Here is an 8129-nt window from a genome sequence, read left to right as displayed (position 1 = left end):
CCCTCATCTACCCCCCTATTCCCATCAACCCGTAGGCCAAGACTGCGCTACCCAGAGGCACGGTTAGGTTGTCGAGGCCATAGAAAGAAAGGGTTTCGAGCAGAGTAGCGGCGATCGCAATCACCAGTGCCGTTCCCCAAACCGCCCCGGTAAATCCTGCGGTCAGACCCAGGACTAACAGGCACACCACCAAGCTGGCTAGGGCCATGGTCAAGCTCCCTTCCCAGCTTTTTTGGTTGCCGAAAATTTTGTAGGGGTGACGGCCAAAGTTTTGTCCTACCAGGGCCGCCAGACCGTCTCCCCAGGTCATCACTAAAATGCCCAGGGCCGCGTACTGGGGTAGGCCGGGGGGCCAAAACGCCGCCGTCAGTACCCCAATGCTCACGGCGTAAAAAAAAGTACCGAGACTGCGCCTTCCCACTCCGTTAACACCCGGCAAAATCGGCAGTCGGTACGACAGCAGTGCCAGGCCACTAAAGACGACCGAGGCCGCTAGGCCCATCCAGGTGGGGGTACGTAGCCACCAGGCCAACAAAATGACATGGCCTGCCCCAATATGAACAATTTTGCGGGTAATTTCGGTATCTATGGCCGTGGTGCGCCGCAGCCCTTCGGCTACACCGCCCACCAGTGCAAGCCAGGCGGCTACCAGTCCGATTTGCCCAAGCGCAGTAGCCATCATGACGGGGGAAGTAGGTATAGTGGGGTGGGACTTTTAGACCTTACTACACCGAACTTACTATGGATAAACCTTATCAGCGAGTGCTGCTAAAACTTAGCGGCGAAGCCCTGATGGGCGAAATGGACTATGGCATTGATCAGAACGTTGTCGAAGCCATTACCGCCGAGGTCGCCGAAGTCGTTAAAGAGGGCATTGAAATTGCCATTGTCGTCGGTGCAGGCAACATCTTTCGCGGCATCAAGGGCTCGGCCTCGGGCATGGATCGGGCCACCGCCGACTATATCGGCATGATCGCCACCGTGATGAATGCTATGACGCTACAGGACTCGCTGGAGCGCATGGGGGTGCCCACCCGAGTACAGACGGCGATCGCCATGCAGGAAGTCGCTGAGCCCTACATTCGTCGTCGCGCCATTCGCCACCTGGAAAAAAACCGGGTGGTTATTTTTGGGGCTGGCTCTGGCAATCCCTTCTTTACCACCGACACGACTGCCGCCCTGCGAGCCGCTGAGATCAACGCTGAAGTGGTATTTAAAGCTACCAAGGTTGACGGGGTTTACGATTCTGACCCTAAAATTAATCCAGAGGCTAAGCGCTACCGCAGTCTGACCTACGGTCACGTGCTCCAGCACGACCTTAAGGTAATGGACAGCACTGCGATCGCTCTGTGTAAAGACAACAACATCCCGATCATGGTATTTGACCTATCGGTGCCTGGAAACATCAAGCGGGCGCTGACGGGTGAGGCCATCGGCACGATTGTAGGAGACTCTTGTGATGTCAGTTGACGATATTTTGCTTGAAACCGAAGAACAGATGGAGAGCGGCTTTGAGGCCACTAAGCGCAATTTCAATACCATTCGTACGGGTCGAGCCAACGCTTCCCTGCTAGATCGCATCGAGGTCGATTACTATGGCGCACCCACTCCGCTGAAAACCATCGCCAGCATTTCGACTCCCGATGCCAGCACCCTGATGATTCAGCCCTTTGATGGCAGCAGTCTGTCGAATATTGAACGGGCGATCTCGATGTCTGATGTGGGCCTCACCCCCAACAACGACGGCAAGGTGGTGCGCCTCAACATTCCGCCACTCACCAGCGAACGCCGTAAAGAATTTGTCAAAACAGCGGGTAAAATTGCTGAAGAAGGCCGGGTTTCTATTCGCAACCAGCGTCGCAGCGCCATTGATGCCGTCAAAAAATTAGAAAAGGCCAGCGACATTTCCGAAGACGAATCCCGCGATGCCCAGGATGAGATTCAGAAACTGACCGACCAGTACACCGCCAAAATTGACAGTGCCCTGGCGGCCAAAGAGAAAGATATTATGACGGTGTAATCCTTTGCTGAGATTATGCCCAGCCGTAGAGCAATGGGGCCGTTGACTGCTGGGAGAGTTCTTAACCTGTATCTAGGCGTCTGAGACAAGTGGATAGATGCCGAGGTCGCCGGGGTGCTATGCAGTTGCTAGGCCATAGATGAGCTTTTAGCCTCAGTTGACGCTCCCTAAAACCCCTGTTAGATTACGAGTACGATTAAATTTACCCCGCAGCGACAATGATTTCTTTGGTACAGGTCTTTTATTTTTGGTGGCAGTCTACGGTTCACAGGCAGTGAGCACCTTTGTGCTGTCTACCTGGTGAACCGCAGAGCTTAACCTCTGCGGTTTTGTTTTTTGAGGTCCTTTTTTCTGTGTAGCCATGTCATTTTTTTGCGCCAATTCTGACGCCAGCTGGCTTTATAGCTTTTTTTACACCCCCGGGTCAGGCTGGCGGTGATAGGTCTTCCTATGCCCTTTACCTGACCCGGAGCCGCAACGCTCCGGGTTTTTTGTGCTTTGTCTTAGTGCCTGTCGTCCTGTTTTTTACACCGAGTACTTAACCTATGAAAGATGCTTCCTTGGTTTGCAAATCTAACCCTGACCAGCGTACGGTCATTGCTCTGACTGATACCGTCACCGTCGGTGGCGATACCCTGCTGATTGTCGGAGGCCCCTGTGCTGTTGAAAGTGCCGAGCAGATGGATCTGGTGGCCCGTCATCTGGCTCATACTCCGGTACAGGCCCTGCGGGGTGGGGTCTTCAAGCCACGCACCTCACCCTACGCTTTCCAAGGGCTAGGGGAAGTAGGGCTCCATATCCTCGACGACATTCGGCATCGGTTTCAGATGCCGGTGATTTCGGAGGTGATGGCGGAGAGCCAAATTGAGATCATGGCCACCCATGTCGATGTGCTCCAGGTGGGGAGCCGCAACATGCAGAACTTTGACCTGCTCAAGGCCCTGGGCTCGGTGAATAAGCCCGTGTTGCTCAAGCGGGGGTTGGCGGCCACCCTGGAAGAATTTGTGATGGCGGCCGAGTATATTCTCAGCCACGGCAACCCCAACGTGATTCTCTGCGAGCGGGGTATTCGCAGCTTTGATACCTACACCCGCAACGTGCTCGACCTGGGGGCTGTGGTTGCGCTCAAGCAGATTACCCATCTGCCGGTGATGGTTGACCCCAGCCACGCGGCTGGCAAGCGGGAGCTGGTGCCAGATTTGGCCCGGGCGGCCATCGCTGCCGGGGCCGATGGTCTGATGGTAGAGTGTCATCCGGTGCCCGATCAGTCTGTGTCAGATGCTCGTCAAGCCCTTAACCTAGAGGAAATGGCGGCGCTAGCTCACAGTCTTGGCCCTATGGCTAGGGCGCTAGGGCGGCAGTTAAAAGATGATTTGGCGATCGCGCTAACCCATGCCTAGAAGGCAGCATCAGGGTTTGCTATGGGTGGCATTAGCTAAAATTGCTGTCACAAGGCTTCATATTTTGTTACAACGTTAGGGGAAGTAGGTTGGTACTAACCTCTATGTTCGGTGGCTTTACCGGGTTTCAATCCAAAGGGTCCAATGACTTTGGCGAACGGATGATCAACTCTGTGGCTACCCAGTCGCTGCGACATCTGTTTAGCCGTAGTGATGCTGTAGACGTAGCAGTGCGCTGTTCTCCTCCTAGCAAGCTGTTGCAGGGCACTATAGACAGCTTTCGGATGGAAGGTCGCGGTCTGATAATTCGTAAAGAATTTGAGGCCGCTGAAATGATGTTCGAGACCGATGCGGTGTCTATCGACGTCGGCTCGGCTATTGGCGGCAAGATTCGCCTGCGCCAGCCCACCCAGGCGGTGGCCCAGGTGGTGCTTAACGAAGATGCCATCAACCGGGCCTTTGGTGCGGATTTGGTGCGCCAACACCTGGAAGGGGTGACCGATGAGGCGGTTACTTCTCTCTCGGGGGGTGACCCGGTGACGTTTCGAGAGGTCAAAATCACGCTGTTGCCTGACCAGGCGGTGACAATTTTTGCTAAGACCGACTTGCCCAACCACAAGGATGTGCCCATTCAGCTAGCGGCCCAGGTCACGGTTGAAAAACGACGGCGAATTATTTTTGCTAACGCCGAATTTCTGCCAGAGGGCGTTCCAGAGTCCCTGGTATCGATTTCCGGTACCCTGAGTCGGGGCTTTGCGGAGGTGCTCAATCGCATGGTCGATCTGGAGCGCTTCAATCTGGATGGCGTGCTGCTGCGGGTCAACCGCCTGGAAACTCGGGGCAATCAGCTGGTGTTTAGTGGCTATGCCCAGATCGAGCATTTTCCTGGCAGTGTCTAGGGTAACTGGTGCTAGAGCTAGTCTGGGGGCTGAGCTGGCGAAGTTGGGCCGTTGTAGGCTGGGGCCAGTATCATAGTTGGGTTCTCGGGTTAGGGCATCGGCGCTATGGGTAACTGGTTTGCGGCTGGCGGCATTGTGATGTGGCCGCTGCTGCTGTGTTCTCTACTGACTCTGGCTATAGCCGTTGAGCGCGGTTGGTTTTGGCTGCGGCTGGGGCGTCAGCAGCCGGGGCTGGTGCCCCAGGTTTTGAGTACCTTTAGCCAGCATCCTCAGCGGGCGATCGCCAAGCTCAAGCAGCAGCAACAGCTACCCATTGCCCGGATCTTTTTGGCGGCCCTCACCCTCGGCGATGCCACGCCAGAAGAATTTCGCCTGGCCCTAGAGAGTGCCGCCCAGGCTGAGCTGCCCCTGCTCAAGCGCTTTCAAACTCTATTTGAAACGGTGGTGGGGATTGCTCCCCTGCTGGGCTTGCTGGGTACTGTGCTGGGGCTGATGCGCGTGTTTTCGACCCTGCGCCTAGGGGAAACGGGCGGGCCAGCGGCCAGCGGGGTGACGGCCGGGGTAGGCGAGGCGTTGACCTCGACGGCGGTGGGCCTGGTGGTGGCGCTGGTGGCCCTGCTATTCGCCAATCTGTTTCAGGGGCTATACCGCCGCCAGCGTGCGTTTATTCAAGAGGCCGGTGGCAAGCTCGAAATTCTCTATCGCCGGGCCCAGCGGCAGGGGGCCGTGAGCACCGCAATCTACCCGCCCCGGAGTAGACCGTGAGGGGGAATGAGTTTTTAATGGCGCAATCGCCCCAGTCTGCTACCGCGATTGTGGTGGGGGCTGGGGCCGCAGGGCTATTTGGCGCGATCGCCTGCGCCGAAGCTAACCCCGACCAATCTATTCATGTCTTTGAGGCTGGGCGAGAGTCTTTAGCCAAGGTCAGAATCTCGGGCGGCGGCCGCTGCAATGTTACCCACCACTGTTTTGACCCCGCTTTGCTGGTCACCCATTACCCCCGCGGCCGCAACGCCCTGCGTGGCCCCTTTAGCCGTTTTCAGCCCCAGGATACGGTGGCCTGGTTTGAGCAGCGGGGGGTGCAGCTTAAAACTGAAGCCGATGGTCGCATGTTTCCCACCACCGACGACTCAGGCACCATCGTTGACTGCCTGCTGGGAGAGGCTCGACGGCTGGGCATCCAGATTCACACCGGCCAGCCCATCGCCCAGATTAAGGCCAGGGATGATGGCTTTGGGCTAGCGACCCGTAACGGCCAGGATTGGCGCTGCGACAAGCTGCTGCTGGCGACAGGCAGTAGCCCTAGTGGCTATCGGCTAGCCCTCAGCCTCGGCCATGACTTGGTACCCCCGGTGCCATCCCTGTTCACCTTCAATATGCCTGACCCGGCCCTGCGTGAGTTGGCTGGGGTTTCGGTCGAGTCGGTGCAGTTGCACTTGGTGCTACAGGAGGCCCCTAACCTGACCCAAACCGGACCGTTGCTGATCACCCACTGGGGATTGAGTGGTCCGGCGGTGCTCAAGCTATCTGCTTACGGGGCTGTTGGCCTCCATAGTCAGCGCTATCGAGCGCCCCTGACCGTGAACTGGCTGCCTGCCCTTAAACAAGATCAGGTGCGATACCGGTTAACTGACCTCAAGCAAGCCCAGGGTAGGCGGCAGGTAGCGGCGTTTTCGCCCTTCCCTGAGCTATCGCGGCGGCTGTGGCAATATCTCGTGCAGCACCGGGCTCAGCTGGATACCCAGTTGAACTGGGCCGATCTGTCCAAGGCCCAGGTACAAGCGCTGGTGACGGAACTAACCCGGGGAGAGTACGCGATCGCCGGCAAAGGCGTGTTCAAAGACGAATTTGTCACCTGCGGCGGCATCCCGCTACCCGAGGTCAACTTCAAAACCCTGGAGAGCCGCTGCTGCCCAGGGTTGTATCTGGCCGGTGAAATTCTCAATATCGACGGCGTGACCGGCGGCTTTAACTTTCAAAGTGCCTGGACGACGGGGTGGCTGGCTGGACGGGCTATGGCCAAGAGCGGTGGTGGGGCTGATCATCGGTGAAGCGGCTACGAGCACACCCTGGGGCGGCGCTACAGCGGTTGCGGACCTGGACTCGTCGAGCGGGCTGTCCAAGAGTGCTGGGTTATACTTCTTGAATATTTTCATTATAAAACTATGTGCAAAAGTACATAAGTTAATGGATAGATGTGCCAATGTTTGTGCTGAACATATCTGAGAATCTTTTGCTTTAAGAATAAAATTGCCGCTATACGACGCAGAGGCAAGCTGGTAAGATTTCGATAAGAAGCATCTGAAAAGATCAGATTGCCTAAAACCTTGTCGCCAGTATGAGTTAAGGGTGTGCTATGACAGACCAAAAAAGTTTTAGTGGAACATTTCAAGCCGACCTGAGTTTTCCTAAGCCAGGAGGGGATCAGGGTGAAAAGATGGATGCTAGGGTTCTGATCTCCTACGATGATCCAAAGCTGAAATCAGTCGATGGAGACTTCCAAACCATTCAGAAGCCTGTGGTGCTCTTAGTGAGTGAGATTAAGCAGACTGATGGTGAGGGTAATGCAGCTGAAACGATTGAGCCCATCATTGCTTTGGTGACTGGCCAACATAACGGGAGTCAGAACTTCTATGCTCAAGCTCGCTATGAAGACAAGCTAGTAGACGGTACTGACTTCTCCATCGGCAATATTCAGCTCGACTTTATGTATGCCGATGGCCAATTTGAAACGGCTGCCCAGGAGGCATCTAATACTCTTTTAGGCAATAAAGCTAAGAGTGAAGACCCCAAAGAAGAGGATAAAGCTGGAAGCGAGATAGGTGGGAGTGATCTGTCTCAGTTGTCGGGAAGCCCAACTGAATCAGCGTCAACTGAGACTCCGCCAGTGGTTCAAACCGGCGAGGGTTCTGAGGTTCAAGGCTCTGCGCCCTCGGAAACAGACCCAAGCACAGGTACCTAGCCTACTTCATAAAAAAGCTGAATGCTCCCGTCTGTAGCCTGCAATGGAGCAAGCAGATTGGGGTTTCGCAGCTAGATGCGAATTGGTATTGGTCTAATCGCAGGTTAAGTTTGCCAAAGTAGAATACGCGGTGGTTTATGGAAGTTCCCCATGCTGGTGTCGGTGGCTCTATAGATGTCAAAGTTGAGCCGTTTAAGCGCCCTGTCCGACTCTCTTTAGGTTTAGATCAAGATAGTGTGGGCGACTTCTCATTTCAGATCGCTCCAGCATCTGACTCAGATCAGGAGGTGACTCCCTACCTTTCCCTTTCGATAGTCGGCGACCAACAACACGTGAGTGCTCAGGTATCCTGGCCCGAATGGGAAGATTTCATCGGCTCAGGCGATGAATCCACGAGTATCCTTGACTTGGGCAAGTTAATCGCAGCATTACTATAAATCAATGGTCATCTTGCCGCGATCTAAATTAGCTAATGCCCTAGCTTAAAAGTTTCAAACAATGGCCGTTCGCTCTTCAAAGCTAGCTTTTGCCGCAGATATTACTTTGTCTGGGGTTCCACTTAAGGTATGTCTGGTAAGTGGCAAAAACACTGAGACTCACAAAGAAGATGTGTTTCTACAGATTGGTCCTGATTTTGGCGGTCAAGGTATTGGTCTAGCCTCGTTAGTGACTCAAATCTTAGGCAAAAAGGCTCAGGCAAATGTTGCTAGTGCTGGCTTTGTAAGTAGGCGGTTGAAATTAAATGTAAGATAGCGGGGTAGCTAGAGTGCCCCAAAATGCCCGCCCCACTACGCATCATACTAACCGAGGAAGAAGATCGGACGTTGAGCGAACTTCGAGAGGCTCAG

10 protein-coding genes are annotated in these 8129 nt (G+C 55.0%); 9 read left to right on the top strand and 1 reads right to left on the bottom strand.

Annotated elements, in window-relative coordinates; translation table 11 throughout:
• Nucleotides 1–7: 7 nt before the first annotated feature.
• Nucleotides 8–682 (bottom strand): diacylglycerol/polyprenol kinase family protein, encoded by a 675-nt coding sequence (locus tag IQ254_RS27875; protein ID WP_193969413.1) that lies wholly within the window; start codon nucleotides 680–682, stop codon nucleotides 8–10.
• 59 nt (nucleotides 683–741) lie between these two features.
• On the opposite strand from IQ254_RS27875, the gene pyrH reads away from it, so the two are divergent.
• The 9 genes from pyrH to IQ254_RS27830 all read left to right on the top strand — a co-directional run bounded on the left by pyrH (nucleotide 742) and on the right by IQ254_RS27830 (nucleotide 8034).
• Nucleotides 742–1470, top strand: a complete 729-nt coding sequence (gene pyrH / locus IQ254_RS27870; protein WP_193969412.1) for a UMP kinase — start codon at nucleotides 742–744, stop codon at nucleotides 1468–1470.
• A complete protein-coding gene (frr, locus tag IQ254_RS27865) occupies nucleotides 1460–2020 on the top strand; it encodes a ribosome recycling factor (protein WP_193969411.1) in 561 nt (186 codons plus the stop codon). Before pyrH ends, frr begins: the two co-directional genes overlap by 11 nt.
• 545 nt (nucleotides 2021–2565) lie before the next feature.
• Complete coding sequence (locus tag IQ254_RS27860) at nucleotides 2566–3420, top strand: bifunctional 3-deoxy-7-phosphoheptulonate synthase/chorismate mutase (RefSeq protein WP_193969410.1); 855 nt, start codon at nucleotides 2566–2568, stop codon at nucleotides 3418–3420.
• Nucleotides 3421–3524: 104 nt separating this feature from the next.
• Nucleotides 3525–4319: a DUF2993 domain-containing protein gene (locus IQ254_RS27855; RefSeq protein ID WP_193969414.1), complete on the top strand. Its 795-nt coding sequence runs from the start codon at nucleotides 3525–3527 to the stop codon at nucleotides 4317–4319.
• Between the two features lie 105 nt (nucleotides 4320–4424).
• Nucleotides 4425–5084 carry a MotA/TolQ/ExbB proton channel family protein gene (locus IQ254_RS27850; protein WP_193969409.1) on the top strand — a complete coding sequence of 220 codons (660 nt, stop codon included), beginning with the start codon at nucleotides 4425–4427 and terminating at the stop codon, nucleotides 5082–5084.
• 17 nt (nucleotides 5085–5101) lie between these two features.
• Nucleotides 5102–6370: an NAD(P)/FAD-dependent oxidoreductase gene (locus tag IQ254_RS27845; protein ID WP_193969408.1), complete on the top strand. Its 1269-nt coding sequence runs from the start codon at nucleotides 5102–5104 to the stop codon at nucleotides 6368–6370.
• A gap of 305 nt (nucleotides 6371–6675) precedes the next feature.
• A complete protein-coding gene (locus tag IQ254_RS27840; RefSeq protein WP_193969407.1) occupies nucleotides 6676–7281 on the top strand; it encodes a hypothetical protein in 606 nt (201 codons plus the stop codon).
• A gap of 137 nt (nucleotides 7282–7418) precedes the next feature.
• Nucleotides 7419–7718 (top strand): hypothetical protein, encoded by a 300-nt coding sequence (locus tag IQ254_RS27835; RefSeq protein ID WP_193969406.1) that lies wholly within the window; start codon nucleotides 7419–7421, stop codon nucleotides 7716–7718.
• Between the two features lie 61 nt (nucleotides 7719–7779).
• Complete coding sequence (locus IQ254_RS27830; RefSeq protein WP_193969405.1) at nucleotides 7780–8034, top strand: hypothetical protein; 255 nt, start codon at nucleotides 7780–7782, stop codon at nucleotides 8032–8034.
• The last annotated feature ends 95 nt before the right edge of the window (nucleotides 8035–8129 follow it).

The organism is Nodosilinea sp. LEGE 07088 (assembly GCF_015207395.1).
GTDB lineage: Bacteria > Cyanobacteriota > Cyanobacteriia > Phormidesmidales > Phormidesmidaceae > Nodosilinea.
This window is presented reverse-complemented; position numbering and strand designations above follow the sequence as displayed.

What these genes read in the sequence shown, in the direction of transcription:
- IQ254_RS27840 (WP_193969407.1), top strand. Translation starts at nt 6,676, where the DNA reads ATGACAGACCAAAAAAGTTTTAGTGGAACATTTCAAGCCGACCTGAGT.
- IQ254_RS27845 (WP_193969408.1), top strand. Translation starts at nt 5,102, where the DNA reads ATGGCGCAATCGCCCCAGTCTGCTACCGCGATTGTGGTGGGGGCTGGG.
- pyrH (WP_193969412.1), top strand. Translation starts at nt 742, where the DNA reads ATGGATAAACCTTATCAGCGAGTGCTGCTAAAACTTAGCGGCGAAGCC.
- IQ254_RS27860 (WP_193969410.1), top strand. Translation starts at nt 2,566, where the DNA reads ATGAAAGATGCTTCCTTGGTTTGCAAATCTAACCCTGACCAGCGTACG.
- IQ254_RS27830 (WP_193969405.1), top strand. Translation starts at nt 7,780, where the DNA reads ATGGCCGTTCGCTCTTCAAAGCTAGCTTTTGCCGCAGATATTACTTTG.
- IQ254_RS27850 (WP_193969409.1), top strand. Translation starts at nt 4,425, where the DNA reads ATGGGTAACTGGTTTGCGGCTGGCGGCATTGTGATGTGGCCGCTGCTG.
- IQ254_RS27855 (WP_193969414.1), top strand. Translation starts at nt 3,525, where the DNA reads ATGTTCGGTGGCTTTACCGGGTTTCAATCCAAAGGGTCCAATGACTTT.
- frr (WP_193969411.1), top strand. Translation starts at nt 1,460, where the DNA reads ATGTCAGTTGACGATATTTTGCTTGAAACCGAAGAACAGATGGAGAGC.
- IQ254_RS27875 (WP_193969413.1), bottom strand. Translation starts at nt 682, where the DNA reads ATGATGGCTACTGCGCTTGGGCAAATCGGACTGGTAGCCGCCTGGCTT.
- IQ254_RS27835 (WP_193969406.1), top strand. Translation starts at nt 7,419, where the DNA reads ATGGAAGTTCCCCATGCTGGTGTCGGTGGCTCTATAGATGTCAAAGTT.